The organism is Hydrogenophaga sp. 2FB (assembly GCF_005503365.1).
GTDB lineage: Bacteria > Pseudomonadota > Gammaproteobacteria > Burkholderiales > Burkholderiaceae_C > Hydrogenophaga.
Genome location: NZ_SCML01000023.1, coordinates 1 through 17,445 on the forward strand (window position 1 = coordinate 1; position 17,445 = coordinate 17,445).

21 protein-coding genes are annotated in these 17,445 nt (G+C 66.7%); 9 read left to right on the forward strand and 12 right to left on the reverse strand.

Translation table 11 applies throughout. The annotated features are described in order from the left end of the window. Positions 1–80 precede the first annotated feature (80 nt). The 6 genes from FFS09_RS14725 (at position 81) to FFS09_RS14750 (ending at position 3,074) form a co-directional block, all read left to right on the forward strand. Entirely contained in the window at positions 81–296 is a 216-nt protein-coding gene (locus FFS09_RS14725) for a TOBE domain-containing protein (protein ID WP_137919648.1), read from the forward strand. 35 nt (positions 297–331) lie between these two features. After that, the gene (locus tag FFS09_RS14730) at positions 332–1,270 is read left to right on the forward strand and encodes a CysB family HTH-type transcriptional regulator (protein WP_137919649.1); all 939 of its coding nucleotides are present in this window, start codon (positions 332–334) and stop codon (positions 1,268–1,270) included. 201 nt (positions 1,271–1,471) lie between these two features. After that, entirely contained in the window at positions 1,472–1,765 is a 294-nt protein-coding gene (locus FFS09_RS14735; protein ID WP_137919650.1) for a DUF1330 domain-containing protein, read from the forward strand. A 73-nt stretch (positions 1,766–1,838) separates the two neighbouring features. Next, positions 1,839–2,327 carry a GFA family protein gene (locus FFS09_RS14740; protein WP_137919651.1) on the forward strand — a complete coding sequence of 163 codons (489 nt, stop codon included), beginning with the start codon at positions 1,839–1,841 and terminating at the stop codon, positions 2,325–2,327. A gap of 48 nt (positions 2,328–2,375) precedes the next feature. Continuing rightward, a complete protein-coding gene (locus FFS09_RS14745; RefSeq protein ID WP_137919652.1) occupies positions 2,376–2,663 on the forward strand; it encodes a hypothetical protein in 288 nt (95 codons plus the stop codon). Positions 2,664–2,780: 117 nt separating this feature from the next. Continuing rightward, positions 2,781–3,074 carry a DUF1330 domain-containing protein gene (locus tag FFS09_RS14750; protein ID WP_137919653.1) on the forward strand — a complete coding sequence of 98 codons (294 nt, stop codon included), beginning with the start codon at positions 2,781–2,783 and terminating at the stop codon, positions 3,072–3,074. A gap of 13 nt (positions 3,075–3,087) precedes the next feature. On the opposite strand, the gene FFS09_RS14755 is transcribed toward FFS09_RS14750, so the two are convergent. Continuing rightward, positions 3,088–3,969 (reverse strand): phytanoyl-CoA dioxygenase family protein, encoded by an 882-nt coding sequence (locus FFS09_RS14755; protein WP_137919654.1) that lies wholly within the window; start codon positions 3,967–3,969, stop codon positions 3,088–3,090. Between the two features lie 266 nt (positions 3,970–4,235). Between FFS09_RS14755 and FFS09_RS14760 the strand changes: the two genes are divergently transcribed. Continuing rightward, positions 4,236–5,738, forward strand: a complete 1,503-nt coding sequence (locus tag FFS09_RS14760; RefSeq protein WP_137919655.1) for an FAD/NAD(P)-binding protein — start codon at positions 4,236–4,238, stop codon at positions 5,736–5,738. Between the two features lie 121 nt (positions 5,739–5,859). On the opposite strand, the gene FFS09_RS14765 is transcribed toward FFS09_RS14760, so the two are convergent. From FFS09_RS14765 to FFS09_RS14815, 11 genes are all read right to left on the reverse strand, one after another. After that, positions 5,860–6,378 carry a DUF1269 domain-containing protein gene (locus FFS09_RS14765; RefSeq protein ID WP_137919656.1) on the reverse strand — a complete coding sequence of 173 codons (519 nt, stop codon included), beginning with the start codon at positions 6,376–6,378 and terminating at the stop codon, positions 5,860–5,862. 22 nt (positions 6,379–6,400) lie between these two features. After that, the gene (locus FFS09_RS14770; RefSeq protein WP_137919657.1) at positions 6,401–6,790 is read right to left on the reverse strand and encodes a cytochrome C oxidase subunit IV family protein; all 390 of its coding nucleotides are present in this window, start codon (positions 6,788–6,790) and stop codon (positions 6,401–6,403) included. Positions 6,791–6,806: 16 nt separating this feature from the next. Further along, entirely contained in the window at positions 6,807–7,511 is a 705-nt protein-coding gene (locus tag FFS09_RS14775) for a heme-copper oxidase subunit III family protein (protein WP_137919658.1), read from the reverse strand. A 13-nt stretch (positions 7,512–7,524) separates the two neighbouring features. Further along, positions 7,525–8,220, reverse strand: a complete 696-nt coding sequence (locus FFS09_RS14780) for a cytochrome c oxidase subunit 3 (RefSeq protein ID WP_137919659.1) — start codon at positions 8,218–8,220, stop codon at positions 7,525–7,527. A 4-nt stretch (positions 8,221–8,224) separates the two neighbouring features. Further along, the gene (locus FFS09_RS14785) at positions 8,225–10,024 is read right to left on the reverse strand and encodes a cbb3-type cytochrome c oxidase subunit I (RefSeq protein ID WP_137919660.1); all 1,800 of its coding nucleotides are present in this window, start codon (positions 10,022–10,024) and stop codon (positions 8,225–8,227) included. 20 nt (positions 10,025–10,044) lie between these two features. Then, positions 10,045–11,397, reverse strand: a complete 1,353-nt coding sequence (locus FFS09_RS14790; protein WP_137919661.1) for a c-type cytochrome — start codon at positions 11,395–11,397, stop codon at positions 10,045–10,047. A gap of 1 nt (position 11,398) precedes the next feature. Beyond that, positions 11,399–11,911, reverse strand: coding sequence for a hypothetical protein (locus FFS09_RS14795; protein WP_137919662.1), 513 nt, complete (start codon positions 11,909–11,911; stop codon positions 11,399–11,401). A gap of 258 nt (positions 11,912–12,169) precedes the next feature. Further along, entirely contained in the window at positions 12,170–12,616 is a 447-nt protein-coding gene (locus tag FFS09_RS14800) for a tetratricopeptide repeat protein (RefSeq protein ID WP_212745103.1), read from the reverse strand. A gap of 2 nt (positions 12,617–12,618) precedes the next feature. Continuing rightward, positions 12,619–13,416 carry an ABC transporter ATP-binding protein gene (locus FFS09_RS14805; protein WP_137919663.1) on the reverse strand — a complete coding sequence of 266 codons (798 nt, stop codon included), beginning with the start codon at positions 13,414–13,416 and terminating at the stop codon, positions 12,619–12,621. Positions 13,417–13,419: 3 nt separating this feature from the next. Further along, complete coding sequence (locus tag FFS09_RS14810) at positions 13,420–14,265, reverse strand: ABC transporter permease (protein WP_137919664.1); 846 nt, start codon at positions 14,263–14,265, stop codon at positions 13,420–13,422. A gap of 9 nt (positions 14,266–14,274) precedes the next feature. After that, the gene (locus FFS09_RS14815) at positions 14,275–15,369 is read right to left on the reverse strand and encodes an ABC transporter substrate-binding protein (protein WP_137919665.1); all 1,095 of its coding nucleotides are present in this window, start codon (positions 15,367–15,369) and stop codon (positions 14,275–14,277) included. A gap of 175 nt (positions 15,370–15,544) precedes the next feature. Between FFS09_RS14815 and FFS09_RS14820 the strand changes: the two genes are divergently transcribed. Together FFS09_RS14820 and FFS09_RS14825 are read left to right on the forward strand one after the other, a co-directional pair. Continuing rightward, positions 15,545–16,387: a substrate-binding periplasmic protein gene (locus FFS09_RS14820; protein ID WP_171020032.1), complete on the forward strand. Its 843-nt coding sequence runs from the start codon at positions 15,545–15,547 to the stop codon at positions 16,385–16,387. Continuing rightward, positions 16,384–17,445: a cytochrome-c peroxidase gene (locus tag FFS09_RS14825; RefSeq protein ID WP_212745104.1), complete on the forward strand. Its 1,062-nt coding sequence runs from the start codon at positions 16,384–16,386 to the stop codon at positions 17,443–17,445. The genes FFS09_RS14820 and FFS09_RS14825 overlap by 4 nt, the downstream gene beginning before the upstream one ends.

The following is a 17,445-nucleotide window of genomic DNA, read 5'->3' on the forward strand; positions in this document are numbered from 1 at the left end:
GGTCTGGCCCGCCCAACCCGCCCACGCCCTGCGCTGGGCCGTCTGAATCTCCCTCCCTCTCCAACCAAAAGGAACACACCATGTCCATCCAAGCCATCAACGTGCGCAACCAGTTCAAGGGCAAGGTCCGCGAAATCATCAAGGGCGACGTCGTCTCCGAAGTCGACGTCGAAACGCCCTGGGGCATCGTCACCTCGGTCATCACCACGCGCTCGGTGGTGGACCTCGATCTGAAGGTCGGCTCCGAAGTGGTCGCGCTCGTGAAGTCGACCGAAGTGTCCATCGCCAAGCTCTGAACACGTGATCGTTCTCGAAGACATCCACCGCGCGCATGAACTTCCAACAGCTCCGATCGGTGCGCGAAACCGCGCGGCACGGCTTCAACCTCACCGAGGTTGCGGCCATGCTCTACACCTCGCAACCCGGTGTGAGCCGGCAGATCCGCGAGCTGGAGGAAGAGTTGGGCGTGACGATCTTCGCGCGCGCGGGCAAGCGCCTCACCGGCCTCACCAGCCCGGGCGAGACGCTGCTGCCCATCGTGGAGCGGCTGCTGCAGGAGGCCGAGAACCTGAAGCAGGCGGGCAAGGACTTCATGTCGCGCGCCGAAGGCGGGCTGTCGATCGCGGCCACGCACTCGCAAGCGCGCTACGCATTGCCCCACGCGGTGCGCGACTTTCGCGCGCTGTTCCCGCAGGTCACGCTCAACCTGCACCAGGGCTCACCCAAACAGGTGGCCGAAATGCTGATCGCGGGCGAGGCCGACATCGGCATTGCCACTGAAGCCCTCGCGAGCTTCCCGCAACTGGTCACGCTGCCGTGCTACCGCTGGACGCACAGCGTGGTCGTGCCGCCCGGACACCCGCTGCTGGACCGCCAGGCGCCGCTGACGCTGCGCCAGTTGACCGAGTACCCCATCATCACCTACGACCAGGGGTTCACGGGTCGATCGCACATCGACGACGCGTTCGACAAGGAGGGCCTGCGGCCCAACGTGGTGATCACCGCGATGGACGCTGACGTGATCAAGACCTACGTGGAGCTCGGCATGGGCGTGGGCATCGTGGCCTCGATCGCGGTCGACCCCGAGCGCGACCACCACCTGCACGCCATCGAAGCCCGGCACCTGTTCGAGATCAACGTGACGCGCCTGGCCTTGCGGCGCGGCACCTGGCTGCGCGGCTACGCCTACAGCTTCATCGAGAACTTCGCGCCCAGCCTCACACGGCAGGTGGTGGAAGAGGCGTTGAACGACGAGATCGTGACAGTCTGAGGTTTCTCGCAAGGCATTGAAGGAGCGCTATCGGGTGGGGCAAACGCGGCGGGTCTCGTGACGCCTGCCGCGATGCAGTGCTTTACCCGATTGACGATTTATGTCGACATGATGTATCTTTAAAAGAACGGCCATCTGTGACGCAGGTCACCGAGCCCCGATACAGACCATCCCTTTCGCCAGACCCACCAAGGAATCGACATGCCCAAGGCGTACTTGATCAGCAACTACCTGTCCGTCAACGACCCCGCCGCACTGGCGGCCTACGCCAAGCTTGCCGGCCCGGCCATTCAGGCTGCGGGTGGGCGCTTTCTGGCGCGCGGCGTGCCTGCGGAGGTGTATGAGTCGGCCGCCAGAGAGCGCGTGGTGCTGATCGAATTCGACAGCGTGGCGCATGCCGTCGCTGCGCATGACGGCGCGGCCTACCAGGAGGCATTGAAGGCTCTGGGCAATGGCGCCAAACGGGACATCCGCATCGTCGAAGCCGTGGCGTAAAACCCGTCACGCGTGTGCACGCGGCCGAAGTTGACGATACTGCTTTGAACGCAACGTCGTCCACGGAGGCTCCATGCATCTCGAAGGTTCATGCCATTGCGGCAGCGTCAGGTTCTCGGTCGAATCCACCGAGCCCATCCCGTTCATGCGCTGCTATTGCTCGATCTGTCGCAAGACGGCGGGCACCGGCGGCTACGCCATCAACCTGGGCGCGGACCACCGCACCCTCAAGGTCACTGGCAAGCGCCACCTCAAGGTCTACAAGGCCAGGATCGAAGAAGACGGCCACGTGCGGCACAGCAGCGCCCAACGGCACTTCTGCGGCGTGTGCGGCACGGCGCTCTGGTTGTGGGACCCGAGTTGGCCCGACCTCGTGCACCCGCACGCGGGCGCCATCGACACGCCCCTGCCGCCGCCGCCTTCGAGCGTGCACATCCTGCTGGCCTCGAAGGCGTCGTGGGTTGCGGTGGAAGGCCGCAAGAACGACCCGCACTTTGATGGGTACCCCGACTTCTCGCTCAAGGAATGGCACGAAAGGCACCCGAAGCGCACGCCAGCCTAGTCAGCGAAGGCGGCCACGGCGGAACATTTTCCCTTTCGCAGTTACCGAGTGGCTGCGCGCAGCACGCAGGACAGCCGTCTCAAGCATTGCGGCATCAAAAGGGAATCCCATGACCATCATCTCCAACAGTGCATCGACCGGGACTGTCGCACCTCAGCGCGCCCGCCGACACTTTGCGGGCAATGGGGGTTGGAAGCCGGCACTCTGCGCAGCGTGCTGAACGATGGTGGCTTGAGCCCGGAAGACCAGGCAACGACCAGGGAACGGCTTGCACGGCTTGACGACTTTCTGAGTCAGCTCGATAAATCCATCAAGAGCAAAGACAAGGTCCTGTGACGCCCATGCCATGCGCCTGCGTGGACGGCCATGTGCCGGACATTGGCCCCTCGCGCACGCCGGCCCGTTGAGGCCGGTACAGTCCTCGGTTCCCTTCAAACGCACGAGGACGACAACATGCCCAAGGCCTACTGGATTGCCACCTACCGCTCGATCACCGACCCCGCCGCTCTTGCCGAGTACGCGAAGCTCGCCGGCCCCGCCATCCAGGCCGCGGGCGGGCGCTTCCTGGCGCGCGGCATGCCGGCACAGGTGTACGAATCCGCGGAGAACCAGCGCGCGGTGCTGATCGAGTTCGACAGCGTGGCGCAGGCCACCGCCGCGCACGACAGCCCGGCCTACCAGGCCGCGCTCAAGGCCTTGGGCAACGGCGCCGACCGCGACATTCGCGTCATCGAAGCGGTGGAATAGAAGCGTCTCGGCGTCAACGGATCAGCAGCCGATTCGTGTACCCGTCGTACAGATGGCTCTGCGCCATCTGGACCGGCTCGTAACGGTAGATGGGCGTGGCCGTCATGGTGTAGGTGCAACTGAACAGCAAGCGGGGGCGCTGCAGGGGCGGCAGGCCACGGTGCACGCCCCACATGTCGCCCACGAACGCCGTGCCTTTGGGGCCGCTGATGGTCATCACCTTGTCGCGGCCGAACCGGCGTTCGATGTACTCGTCGGTGTAGGGCCGGATCCGGAAACGCCCGGCCGTCTTGTGCGACTTGGCGACGAACTGGTGCGGCCCGCCATCGGACGCGACGTCGGTCAGGTAGATGAACATGCGAAGAATCTTCCAGTCTTCCATGTCCCTGTGGAATCTCTGCACCTCGCTGTCCGCCTTGCCGCCGTGCGCAAAGGACCAGCGCAGGCCAACCCCCGAAATGGTGGGCTTGCAGCCCAGAAATCCGGCGGCGATCTGCAGCATGGCGGGGTCGTTCATGGCCCTGAGCAGATGGGGGCATGCAAGGATCGTCGGCACGTCATAAACCGCTGACGCCACCCCCTGGCTGCTGGCCGTCACGGGCTGGCCAGGCGCGCCTTGCGCGACCGGCGCGGTCTTCAGGAAGGACAGCACCTCGTCAATTTGCGCGGGGTCCAACGGGCTGGTGATCGGCGTCATGCCGGTTTCGCGAAGCGTTCTGAGGGCAGACTGCGCTTCAGCACCCTCTGCCGCTGCGGCGCCGTGCATCAAGGTGACGCAGGTCCGGATGGCCGTGATCACGCCACTGCGCAGAACCGGGTGGGGAAGCAAGCGCGAAGCGTAGTACGCGCCATACCGCAGCGCGCTCTCCCGCTTCAAAGGCCGGATCGGAATCATGCAGACGCTCCCGGGTAGCACCAACAGGCGATGGTGAGTTGCAGCAATGTAGACCGTTGGGCCGCCCATAGGAAGCTTTGCGTGCAGGGCATTCAGCGTGCCTGATCGTTTTCGCAACAGTCAGGCGGGTCGCATAAGCGTTTTTCGCATATCGCTGTTTGGTATTGATCGTTCCCTGTGCGACGCCCGCTGCCTAGCATGGGCGAACCATGATCCCTCGTCGAACTGCCCCCTGTGCACCAGGGTTTTGAGATCCACCCGTTGCGATGAGCGCCGCCCGCCACATCACCATCGTCGGCGGTGGTTTCTCGGGCGTGAGCGCCGCCGTGCAACTGGTGCGCCACAGCCCGCTGCCGCTGGCCATCACCATCGTCGAGCCACGCAAACGCGTGGGGCCGGGCCTGGCCTTTGCCACGCACGACCCCGACCACCGCCTCAACGGCCCGACCTGGGCGCATGCCATCGACCCGGTGGATGGCGATCACTTCAAGCGCTGGTGCACACAGCACGGCGTGTTCGAGGCCGATCCGCAAGCCGTGCGACCCAACGGCATCGCCTTCGTGCGGCGCGCGGTGCTCGGCGCGTACCTCGAAGACATGGTGCACCGCCACGCGCGCTGGGCGGCCACCGGGTCAACCATCCACACGCTGCAGGACCGCGCCGTCGACGCCTGGCAGCAGGATGGCGTCGTCACCACCGTCACCGAACGGGGCGAGCGTCTGGTGTCGGACCTGCTGGTCGTCGCCACCGGCAACGCCGAACCGAAACTGCAGGCACCGCTGGACCCGGCGCTGGCGCGCCACGCGGCCGTGATCGAAAACCCCTTGAACACCGTGCGCCTGCTGGGCATCCCCCGCACCGCGCGCGTGCTGATCGTCGGCAGCGGACTGACTTCGCTCGACGTGATCGCCACCTTGCAACGGCAAGGCCACACCGGCGGCATCACGGTGGTTTCGCGCCGCGGCCTGCGCCCGCGTGCGCAGCCTCTGGCCCAGGGCACGGTGGAGCATCCCACCGGCCGCCAGAACCTGGACCGCCTGCTGAGCGACCCGCCCGCCTTCCTGGTGCAGGCCCAGCCCACGCTGCGTGCCTGGGTGAAGGCGGTGCGTGCGCGCATCCGCGAAGGCGCGGCGCGTGGCGAGAACTGGAACCTGCCGTTCGACGAACTGCGCGATTCGGTGTGGCAACTCTGGCCCACCCTGCCTGCCGCCGAACAAGGCCGCTTCCTGCGGCGCCTGCGCACCTGGTACGACGTGCACCGCTTCCGCTCACCACCGCAGACCGAAGCGATCTGCCGCGAAGCGCTGGAAGCCGGTCGTGTGGTGCACCTGGCCGCGCGGCTGCGCTCGTTGGTGCCGACAGCCGACACGCGCCGCATCGAGGCGGTGCTGCAACCCTCTGGCCAGGATCACACACGCACCGAGGCGTTCGACGCGGTGGTGAACTGCACCGGCCTGGACGCGGCCTCGCGCACAGCCGCCAATCCGCTTCTGCAGGCGCTGGTGGACCAAGGCACGCTGCGACCCGATGCCTGCGGGATCGGTTACGCGGTGGACGCGCAGTGCCGCGTGATCGGTGCCGATGGGCGGCGGCAAGCGGCGATCCGGTTGATCGGCCCGCCCACGCTCGGCACCTTTGGTGACCCGGGCGGTGCGATGTTCATCGCGGCGCAGATCCACCGCATCCTGCCGGATGTGTTCAACGTGCTGGGCCATGTGGAATCCGACGGTGTCAAGGTGAGCCAGGCCGCTTCGTTGAGTGCAGCGTAGGCCGTTGCGAGGGCGCCTGAGGAACACGACAAGGTGTTGCGCCGTTAGCGGTGCATGAATGACGGCTTCAGGACCGGACTGCCGTGCGGGCACTGCGGCGCGCTCGGCCGTGGCAGCCCACTCAGGGAAACGCGGGGATGTCCGGCTCGGTCCCCTCCAGGTGTGCCTCGGGATGCAATGCCTGCAGCCGCTTTTCGATGGCCTCGACCCGCCACATGGACACGTCCACCATCAGCAGCACCTGGCCACGCTCGATCTGCGCGGCGAAACGCTGCAGGCGCTTGCTGGGCGTGGAGATGCCGATCATGGAGGACGTCCAGATGCCGAACAGCGCGCCAAAGATGGCCAGTCCGGGGGCGACCATGACCCACTGCGCCTCGTCGCCCGCGATGGGATAGAACACGGCCACCAGTGCCCCCAGCAGCCCGCCGAGGCCCGCGCCGACGATCAGGCCTATCTCGGCCGAGCGCACCACGTCGGAGGTTTGCAGTACGTTGGCCGCGTGCAGGCCACGCATGTCGGCGTCCTCCCGGGCGACGAAATGGATATGGCGCTCCTCGACGTGCGCCAGCAGCAGATCGTCCATCGTGGCGCGGGCACTTTTCAGGTCGGGCAAAAGCCAGTAGATACGTTTGCGCATGATCAACTCCTTTGGGATGGCTTCAATGGTTTGCGCTTGTCTTCGGTTCCTCCACCGGCGCGAAGAACGCGCTGCGCGACAGGAAGGTGTAGTCGGCCTCCAGCGCACCGATGCCGATCAGCGTGATCAGCAGCAGCGGTGGCACCAGGATGGCGTAGACAAGGGCCAGGCGCTCCCACGCCATGTGCATGAAGACGGCCACGATCAACCCCGCCTTCAGCAGCATGAAGATGATGATGAGCGACCAGCGCAACAGGCCCTGCACCTGGAAGTAGTCCACCATGTAGGAGGCGGCGCTCAGCACGAACAGCAGGCCCCAGATCTTGAAGTAGAGGCCCAGGGGATGCTGCTGGCCCTGCTCGTGCGAGCCTGCGCCGCGCCCTTCGTGCTGCCCGTGTTCTGCGTGGTCCATGCAAGGCTCCCTTGGTCTACCAGAGATAGAAGAACGCGAAGATGAAGACCCACACCAGGTCCACGAAGTGCCAGTACAGGCCCATGGTCTCCACGATCTCGTAGTTGCCCTTGCGGCCGGTGAGGAAGCCGGGCCGCTCGTGGTCGAGGTCACCGCGCGCCACCTTGGTGGCGACGATGACCAGGAAGATCACGCCGATGCTCACGTGCGTCCCATGGAAGCCCGTGATCATGAAGAAGCAGGAGCCGAACTGCGCCGCGCCCCAGGGGTTGCCCCAGGGCCGCACGCCCTCGGAGATGAGCTTGTACCACTCGAAGGCCTGCATGCCGACGAAGGCAGCCCCGAGCGCCGCGGTGGCCACCAGCAGCCAGAAGGTCGTCCTGCGGTCGCGCCGGTAGCCGTAGTTGACCGCGAGCGCCATCGTTCCGCTGCTGGAGATCAACACGAAGGTCATGATGGCGATCAGCAGCAGGGGCACGTTCTTGCCGAACATCATGAGCGAGAACACCTCGCTCGGGTTGGGCCAGGGCGTGACCGTTGACATGCGCACCGACATGTACGCGATCAGGAAGCTGCCGAAGATGAAGCTGTCCGAAAGAAGGAAGATCCACATCATCGGCTTGCCCCAGGGCACACCCTTGAAGGCGCGCTGGTCCGAGGCGACGTCCCGCACGGCGCCGCGCCAGCCCTCGCCTGCCGCCAACCTCGCTTCGTTCGCCATGGCTCGTCTCCGGTCAGAGGGGCGTGGCGGAACAGATCGCCAACCCCAGATCTTCCGACACCAGCAGTGCGTACAGCAGCACCCACACCGCCAGCAGGTAGTGCCAATAGGTCGCGCACAGTTCGCACGCCAGTCGCATGCGCGCGGCGTCGGCCCCACGCCTGACCCGCAGCGAGGCCCGCGCCCAGGCCACCAGTCCGCCCAACACGTGCAGGCCGTGCACCGCCGTGAACAGGTAGAAGAAGGCGGTGGCCGCGCTGCTGGCGAGGAGGAGGCCTGCGTCGTAGAACTGCTTCCACACGTAGAGCTGGCCGGCCAGGAAGGCGAAGGTCAGCAGGCCGCTGGCGGCCAGGCCACGGCGCACGTTGCCGGCATCGGCACGGCGCGCGGCGTACACGGTCCATTCCATGGCCAGGCTGGCGCCCGCCAGGAAGACGGTGTTGACCAGCAGGAAGCGCGGCCGCGGAATGGGATTCCAGTCGGCCACGTCCAGCCGCATGGCATAGGCGCTGGCGAACAGCACGAACAGGGAGCTGGCCACGCCGAGGAAGACCCACAGCGCCACCTTGGCCGTGGGCTTGGCCGCCAGGCCCACGCGCACCTCGGGCACCACCACCTCGGCGCGCCAGGGCTCCACCAGGGTCTGCCGCATCAGCCACCCGACGATGACAGCCACCAGCAGCGAGAAGAACATCAGGCCGATGGTCATGGCATCAGGCTCCAGCCGGCCGGTCGTTCCTGGCCCACGCTTCGGCCGCCACCTCCGAGGGCGGCACGTTCTGCGGGATGTAGTCGGTCTTCAGGCCCGGAACGCCGTAGTCGTAGGCCCAGCGATGCACCGTGGGCAGTTCCTGGCCGAAGTTGCCGTGGGCGGGCGGTGTCTCGGGCGTCATCCATTCCAGGCTCGTGGCCTGCCAGGGGTTGCCGCCCGCGGGCTTGCCCTTGAAGTAGCTGTGCGCCAGGTTGTAGAGAAAGACCAGTTGCACCGCGCCGACCACGAAGGCCGCCAACGAGATCCAGACATTGAGCAGGTGCGCCGAGTCCGGGATGAAGTTGGTGCCGCCGAAGCCGTAGTAGCGCCGCGGGATCCCCATGAAGCCCAGGTAGTGCATGGGATAGAAGATGGCGTAGGTGCCGACGAAGGTGACCCAGAAGTGCAACTTGCCCAGGGTGTCGTCGAGCATGCGCCCTGTGATCTTGGGGTACCAGTGATAGATGGCGCCGAACACCACCAACACCGGTGCGATACCCATCACCATGTGGAAGTGGGCCACGACGAACATGGTGTCCGACAGCGGCAGGTCGACCACCACGTTGCCGAGGAACAGCCCCGTCAGTCCGCCGTTGACGAAAGTGAAGATGAAGGCGATGGCGAACAGCATCGGCACATTCAGACGGATATTGCCCTTCCACAGGGTCAGCACCCAGTTGTAGACCTTGATCGCCGTGGGCACCGCGATGATCAGGGTGGTGGTGGCGAAAAAGAAGCCGAAGTACGGGTTCATGCCGCTCACGTACATGTGGTGCGCCCACACGACGAAACTCAGGCCGCCGATGATCAGGATCGCCCATACCATCATGCGGTAGCCGAAGATGTTCTTGCGCGCGTGGACGCTGATAAGGTCCGACACCATGCCGAAGGCCGGCAGCGCCACGATGTAGACCTCCGGGTGGCCAAAGAACCAGAACAGGTGCTGGAACAGCAGCGGGCTGCCACCGGTGTGGCCCAGCTGCTGGCCCTTGGAGACCAGCGCCGGCATGAAGAAGCTGGTGCCCAGCGTCTGGTCGAGGAACATCATGATGGCGCTCACGAACAGCGCCGGGAAGGCCAGCAGCGCCATGATCGTGGCCATGAAGATGCCCCACACCGTCAGCGGCAGCCGCATCATGGTCATGCCGCGGGTGCGCGCCTGCAGCACGGTCACCACGTAGTTGAGGCCACCCATGGTGAATCCGATGACGAATACGCCCAGCGAGATCAGCATCAGCAGGATGCCCCAGCTGGCGCCCGGCGTGCCGTCCAGGATGGCCTGCGGCGGATAGAGCGTCCAGCCTGCGCCGGTGGGACCGCCCGGCACGAAAAAGCTGGCCACCAGGATCAGCACGGCCGCCAGGTAGATCCAGTAGCTGAGCATGTTGATGTAGGGGAACACCATGTCGCGCGCGCCCACCATCAGCGGGATCAGGTAGTTGCCGAAACCGCCCAGGAACAGCGCTGTCAGCAGGTAGATCACCATGATCATCCCGTGCATGCTCACCAGCTGCAGGTAGACAGCCGGATCGATGAACGAGACCTTGCCCGGAAAGCCCAGCTGCAATCGCATGAGCCAGGAGAACACCAGCCCCACCAGACCGATGGCCATGGCTGTCAGCCCGTACTGGATCGCAATGACCTTGGCGTCCTGGCTCCAGATGTACTTGCCGATGAAGGTCTTCGGGTGGTAGAGATGGGCCTCCGCCACCTCCACCGGCGGGGCGATTTCCGTTTCGTCGTGCGCAACATGAGTACCCATTCAGCCTCCCAAGCGCGGGTTCAACGCGTGTTGATGTAGGCAAGGATGTCGCCGACCGCGGCGTCGTCCCTGAGCATTCCCGAAATCAGTCTCATCTGGCCACCGTAGATGTCCTGCGGGTGCGCACCGCGCACGCCGTCACGGAAGTTCTTCAGCTGTGTGGCCATGTACCAGTCGTTCATGCCCTGCAGCCGCGGCGCGTTGGTCGCGGCGATGCCCTGGCCCTCAGCACCGTGGCAGGCGGCGCAGGTGGCCCAACGCGCACGACCCTTGTCGGCGTCGCCCTGGATGGTGCCCGCCGGCCGGGTGTCGGGCAGCGAGGCGATGTAGGCCACCACGTCGGCGACGGCGCTGCCATCCGCCAGCGTGGCCGCCATGGGCGCCATCATCTTGCCGAAGGTGTCCTTCTCGTGCGCCCCCCGGGCGCCGCTCTTGAACAGGTTCAGCTGCCGCTCGAGGTACCACGCGCCCTGCCCCGCGAGCTTGGGCGCGTTGAGCGCCACATTGCCTTCGCCGTTGACGCCGTGGCAGGCGGCGCAGACGGCATAGAGGTTCTTGCCGATGGCGGCATTGGCGGCTGGCTTGTCGCGCAACTGTGCATAGGTCGGCTGCTGCTCCAGCCAGGCGGCGTAAGCGGCGGGCTCGTCCACCACCAGGCGGCCGCGCATGGCGAAGTGGCCGACGCCGCACAGTTCCTCGCACAGCAGGTCGAAGGAGCCCTCGCGGGTGGGCGTGAACCAGGCATAGGTGACCAGGCCGGGCACCATGTCCATCTTGACCCGCATTTCGGCGATGGCGAAGTTGTGCAGGACGTCCTTGGAGCGCAGCAGCACTTTGAGCGGCTTGCCCAGCGGCACCCGCAGTTCCGGGGTGGCCAGCAGGATGTCGTCACGACCGGCGGCATCCGTGGGATTCATGCCGAAGGGATTGGTGTCCGACACGTAGCGGGCGTGGGTGGTTCCGAGCTTGCCGTCCTTGCCGGGCAGGCGATAGCTCCAGTGCCATTGCTGCGCAACTGCCTCGACCACCTGCGCTTCCTGTGGCACGTTGATGACCTGCGACCACACCACCAGGCCGGGCGCGAGCATGGCGGCGACGCCGATGGCCGTGAGGACCAGCAGCCACCACTCGAGCTTCTTGTTCTCGGGCTGGTATTCGGCGTGCGCGCCTGGGCGGTGGCGGTAGCGGATCACCGCCCAGGCCATGAAGAGGCTGAGAGCGACGAAGACGAAACCGGTCACCCAGAAGGTGATGGTGATCGTGGTGTCGATGGCCCGCCAGTTGGAGGCGATCGGCGTGAAGTACCAGGGGCTCAGGAAGTGAAAGAGGACCGAGCCCAGCGCCAGGATGACGAGTGCAAGAGCGATCGCCATGCTAGGGCTCCGTCGCAATCCGTTTCAGCCGCCAGTAGAGGATGGCGGCCACACAGCCGAAGACGAGGTGCGCGGCCAGGGTGGCCGTGCCACGCAGGCCGGCCAGCCAGGGGAAGAATGCGGTGAGCACTTCGAAGTTGACCACGTACAGCAGCAAGCCCAGGAACGCGCCCGTCACCAACGCCTTTAGCGGCTCGGTGTCGAGCCGCAGTTGCGCCAGAATGGCCGCCAGCACCAGTCCGAAGACGATGCCCAGCACGTAGTGGGTGAGCAGCGCGATGGAGACCACGCTGACGCTGAAGCGGTAATCGGCCGTTTGCAGGCTGTCGGTTGCGCCGCTGAAGATCGGCGCAATCATGTGGGACGTCCGCCAGGGGCCGTCAGGGTTGAAGACGGCGGACCAGACCAGGTCCAGGACCATCAGCACGGCACCCGCGGCGAAACCGGAGACCGCTGCCGCGACCCAGTCCATCGCACGCCAGTGCCAGCTGCGCAAACCAAGAAACGTGTCCATGGCGCCCCCCCTCGTGCGAGAGATGTGCCCATGCTGTCCGGCTTGCGCCGGAACAACGCCGAGTACCCTTGTACACCCGCTAACCCGTCAACGCAAGCCAGCGCGCTTGCGCGCTGGCTCACGCAGTGCAGCGCTGTCAGTCTCAAGCCCGGAGGCAGCCCAAGCGAGGCAGCTCCGGTCGGGAAGCCCGGTGTCCGAGGTCACACGGCCTCGCTGCAAAGCCGTCGAATCTGCACCGCATGTGCAACCACACCGCCATCAGCGCGCTGCGCTGGCGGCCTTCGACGTCGCGATGGCCTTCTTCAGCAACTCGTACTCCGCGCACGGCCTGGTGGTGCACAGCAACTCCAGATACCGCAGGTTCTTGCGAGCGTTGGCCACGTCGCCCAAGGCCAGGAACAGCTCGCCCTGGTACTCCAGCGCGGGCCGGTGCTCGGGGTCGTACAGCAAGGCCTCGCGGTACCAACGCCCCGCTTCGTCGTACCGCTTGAGCTGGCGCAGGCTGTAGCCCAGCAGGTTGTAGACCTCGGCGTGCTGCACCGTGTGCGTGAGCGCGGTGAGCTGTGCAACCGCCTTGGCGTACTCGCCCGCATACACCTTGGCGCGCACGGCCGACAGGTCGGGCAGCTCGGACGACGGCGGTGCGCCGGCCGCACCGAGCGCCAGGTGAATGGCCGCCATCGCGGCCACCGCAACGCGCCGCACGCTCAGACCTCCGCAAGCTGAGGCGTTGGCGTGTGCGCCAACACCTCGCCCATGGCTTCGAGGATCTGGCGCTTGAGCGCGGCAAACGCCGGGCTCACACGGTCGCGCGGGCCAGGTGGCAGATCGATCTTCACCTGCTGGACGATGCGGCCCGGGTTGGCGTTCATCACCACCACGGTGTCGCTCAAGAAGATCGCCTCGTCCACATCGTGCGTCACCAGGATCATGGTCACGCCCTCGGCGCGCCAGATGCGCAGCAGCTCTTCCTGCAGGCGCACACGCGTGAGCGCGTCCAGCGCGCCCAGCGGTTCGTCAAGCAGCAAAATTTCCGGCTGACCGACCAGGCCGCGCGCGATCGCGCCACGCTGCGCCATGCCGCCCGAGAGCTCGTGCGGGTAGGCCTTCTCGAAACCCTGCAGGCCCACCAGCTCGATGTGCGACTGGATGGTGCGGCGCTGCTGCTCGGGCGAGAGCGCCGAGTTGGTCAGCGCCAGACCGATGTTCTGCTCCAGCGTCATCCAGGGCAACAGGCGGTGGTCCTGGAACACGATGGCGCGCGACAGGCTGGTGCCGGCAATGCGCTCGCCGTGCAGCAGGATCTCGCCCTCGTACGCCTTGTCCAGCCCGAGGATCAGCCTCAGCAGCGTGGACTTGCCACAACCACTGGGGCCGACCAGCGTGACGAAGGCGCCAGGCTCGACATCGAAACTCGCGTTGACCAGCGCATCCAGGCGCGGACGGCCTGGCACGGCATAGCTCTTGGAAACGGCCTTGACTTCAAGGCGACCGGGTTCTGCCATGGTTTACCCCTCAAAGCCTTGTTTCCAGCGGAGCACGCGCCGCTGCAGCAAATACATCGTGCGGTCGATGCCGAAGCCCACGAAGCCGATGATCACCATGCAGACCAGCAACTGGTCGGTGAGCAACAGCCCCTGCGCGCGAAAGATCAGAAAGCCCAGACCTTCGAGGCCACTCAGGCCCTCGGCCACCACCACCAGCGCCCAGGCGAGACCGGCCGCGTAGCGCAGCGACACCATGATGGTCGGCGTGGCCGCGGGCAGGATGATCTTGCGTACCAGTTGCCAGCGCGTGAGCGTCATCACCTCGGCGAGTTCGATGTAGCTCTTGTCCACGCTGCGGATGCCCTGCAGCGTGTTCAGGAACACCGGGAAGAACACGGTCTTGGCGATCACCAGAATCTTGGCCGGCGCACCCAGGCCCAGCCACAGCACGATCAGCGGAAACCAGGCGATGCCGGGAATGTGGCGGATGGTGTCGAAGGTGGGTGAGAGGAATTGTTCGAACCGCTTCGACAACCCCGCGGCCACACCGAGCACCACGGCGGCCAACGCGCCGTACAGGAAGCCCTGCGAGACGAGAGACAGGCTCACCGCGAAATCGAGCAGCAGCTTCTGCTCGGTCAGCATCCTGAAGAAGGCCTCCACCACCTTGATCGGCGCGGGCAGGAAGACCGGGTCGATCCAGGCCAGGCTGGCCGCCGTCTGCCACAGCAGCAGCACGGCGGCGGGCAGCACGAAACCGATGGCACGGCTGGGCGAGAGCCCTTGCAGGAACTTCGCCAGAAGCGTCGGCGCGCCGGGGTCCACCGGTGTGGCCGCCGACGGCAGGGTTTGCGTCAGGGTGTTCATGGCGTTCGTTCAGCGGTAGATCGAGTGCGAGCCACCCGCGAAGAAGCGGCCGTCGACGAAGGCGTCCACCTGCGCATCGGTCAGGCGGCGTTCGCCCAGGATGTCGTCGCCCTGCTTCACGTACCAGTCGATGAAGGTCTTGATGGAGTTGCGCGCGCGCTGGGCGTTGGGCTCGCCGGCCATGAACTCCCATTGGCCCAGGTGGGTGATCTGGAATTTGGCCACTTCCACCGGCACGCGCGTTTCGCGCGCGACGATCTTCGCGGCCTCGTCCACGTTGTCCAGCGTCCAGGCCATGGCGCGTTCGCGCGAAGCCAGGAAGGCTTTCACCGCCTCGGGGTACTTGTTGACGAACTCGCGTTTGGCGAAGTACGTCACGCGACCCGCGTGGTTCACGTACACGCCATCGTCCGGCACATGGCCGATCACCTTGAGCTTGCCCGAGAGCCAGGCGCCCGTGGCGTTGCCCGCGGCCAGGTGCGTGGTGGTGGCGTCCAGCGCGCCGGAGATCACCGCCGAAATGGCCACCGTGGGGTTGTCGATCGATTCGTAGCGCACGCGGCCCTTGGTCTGGCGTGTGTCCAGCGGCAAGCCCACCGAGTTCAGCGCTTCGGTGGGGGCGGACCAGTAGCAGCTGATGCGGCTGCTGCCGAACTTCTTGCCGTCCAGGTCGGCCAGGGTGTTCACCGACTTGTTCGACACCGCGGCCAGCACCGGCGCGCGGTAGCGGTTGGAGGTTTCCGAGGCCCAGATGATCACGCCGTCCAGCCCGTTGGCGCGGTGCACGGTGGCGGGGTAGATCATGCGCTGCGCGATCGAAATCGCACCTTTGGCGAGGGCCCCCGTTTCGGCGCCGACCAACTCCGCGCCGCCCGAAGCGATGAGATTCACTTCTTTCGTGCCGACCTTGGTGAACTCTTCCTTGAAGATGCCCTTCTCGCGGGCGATCACGGTCCATGGCGTGAGCTGCAGGTTGATGGCGGGCAGCACCTCGGCCACGGCGGTGCCGGGCTGCGCGAGCAGGCCGATGGCCAGCGCGGCGGCAGCGCTCAGGGCGCGCAGGCGGCCTTGGGTGTGTCGTGCGTTCTTCGCTTCGTGCGTCATGAATTTCTCCAGGTTGGTGGTGACGTTGTGTGTCGATGAGGCGCCGATTCTTGAGGCCGCTCGCGCCCGCGCCAAGGAAGGAAATCGGCGATGCATATGTGACGGCAATGCGCGCAGATGCTTATGCGCATTTCGTGCCACACGGCCGCGTGGTGACCGCCCAGAATGCGCCCTCATGACAGAACCGAAACATTTCGCCGACCGCCCACTGGGCCCCGTGCCCTGGCTGATCGCCATGGGCATCCTGGCCTTGTGCGCGGCGGTGTTCGGCGCGATCGAATCGCGCGCCGCCGCCGCGGCGCCGCTGCCGGTGAAGGCGTTGCGCATCGGCGTCGCACCCAGGTCGCTGCCGGTCAGCACCGGCGAGCGCGACTACACCAACGGCAGCCCAGACGCGGCCTATGCGCAGGAGTTGGCGCACCAGTTGGGCGTGGAAGCCGTGCTCGTGCCCCTGCCCGCCCATGCGCAAGCGACCGCGCTGCAAGACGGTGCGGTGGACCTGGTGGTGACGCGCGCGCCCGTCGGTCCACCATCGCCCGCGGCGCGTGTGCTGCACACCGGCCACAGCACAGGCCTGGGCGTGGCCATGCGCTCGGACACAGCCGTGCGCGAATGGTCGCAACTGGCCGGACGCGTGGTCTGCGTCACGGCCGACAACGCCCGTGCGCAAGCACAGGCGCTGCGCGTGGGTGGTCGCGTGCGGGTGTTCGACGCGCCCGCGCAAGCGCTGGTGCGGGTGCGCACCGGCGACTGCGACGCCGCCCTGCTGGACCGCGCGCCGCTCGATGCCTTGCTGGCGCACAAGGAGTGGGCGAAGTTCGCCGCCACCCTGCCCCGCACCGATGTGCATCCGCTCGTGGCCTGGGTGGCGCACGAACGCGAGGACCTGGCCGCGCCGCTGTTCGCGGCGGTCAACGCGCTGGGCTCGACACCGCAGTGGGCGCAGCGGCACCAGAAGTGGGCGGCCAACGTGGCCTTCGAGGTCTACTTCGACCAGACCGGGCCGGACTGCCATTGAAGCGCTCGTCTGCGTTGGCGGCGTGGGCCGTGTGCCTTTGGGTGGTGCAGGCTGCGCTGGCGCAGGGCGAGCCCTTGCGCCAGGCCTACGAGAAGCCCGCGTCTGCGTGGCCCGCGCCCTGGATCGATGAAAGCGTGGCCTTCGTGGAGCTGGGCGCTCAACCACCCTCGTTGCGCCCGGCCTCGATCCGGTCGGCCGCAATGGCCCGCCTCGGCGCGCAGCTGTTCGTCGATCCGCGCCTCTCCGCCGATGGCCGCGTGTCCTGCGCGAGCTGCCACCGCCCCGACCAAGGCCGGACCGTGCGCACACCCACGGCGCGCGGCGTGGCCGGCCCGTCGGGACGGCGCAACCCGCCCAGCCTGTACGGCGTGGCGACGCGCCTCCACTGGGCGTGGGACGGTGCGGGCCGCTCGTTACCCGCGCAATCGCTGCGGCCCCTGACGGACCCGCGCGAAATGGGCAACGCCTCGCTGGACGCGGTGTGGCAGCGCCTGCGCGGCGCACCCGAGTACGCCGCGCTCACCCGGGTCGACGACCCGGCGCGCATGGGCGACGCGCTCGCGGCGTTTCAGCGCACGCTGCACACCAACACCCGCTTCGACCGCTTCGCGCGGGGCGACGCACGTGCATTCACCGACCAGCAGATCCGCGGCCTGCACCTGTTCCGCACGAAGGCCCGCTGCGCGAATTGCCACTTCGGCCCCACCTTGAGCGACGACAAGTTTCACAACCTCGGCATCGCCTTCTTCGGCGAACCGTCGCAGGACCTCGGGCGTTTCGGGGTGACAGGGCAATGCGACGACGTGGCCCGCTTTCGCACACCGAGCCTGCGCCACGTGGCGCAGACGGCGCCCTACATGCACCACGGCCTGTTCGATTCGCTGGCGGGTGTGCTGCACCTGTATGCCCGCGGCGGCGGCGATGCGCGCAGCGGGCGGGCATCGGTGCGATCCGATCCCCTGTACGCGTGCGCGCTGCGTGTGTCGCCGCACCTCCAGCCACTGCCGCTGAGCATCGCCGACATCGAGGCGCTGCGCGCGTTTCTGCAGGCACTTTAG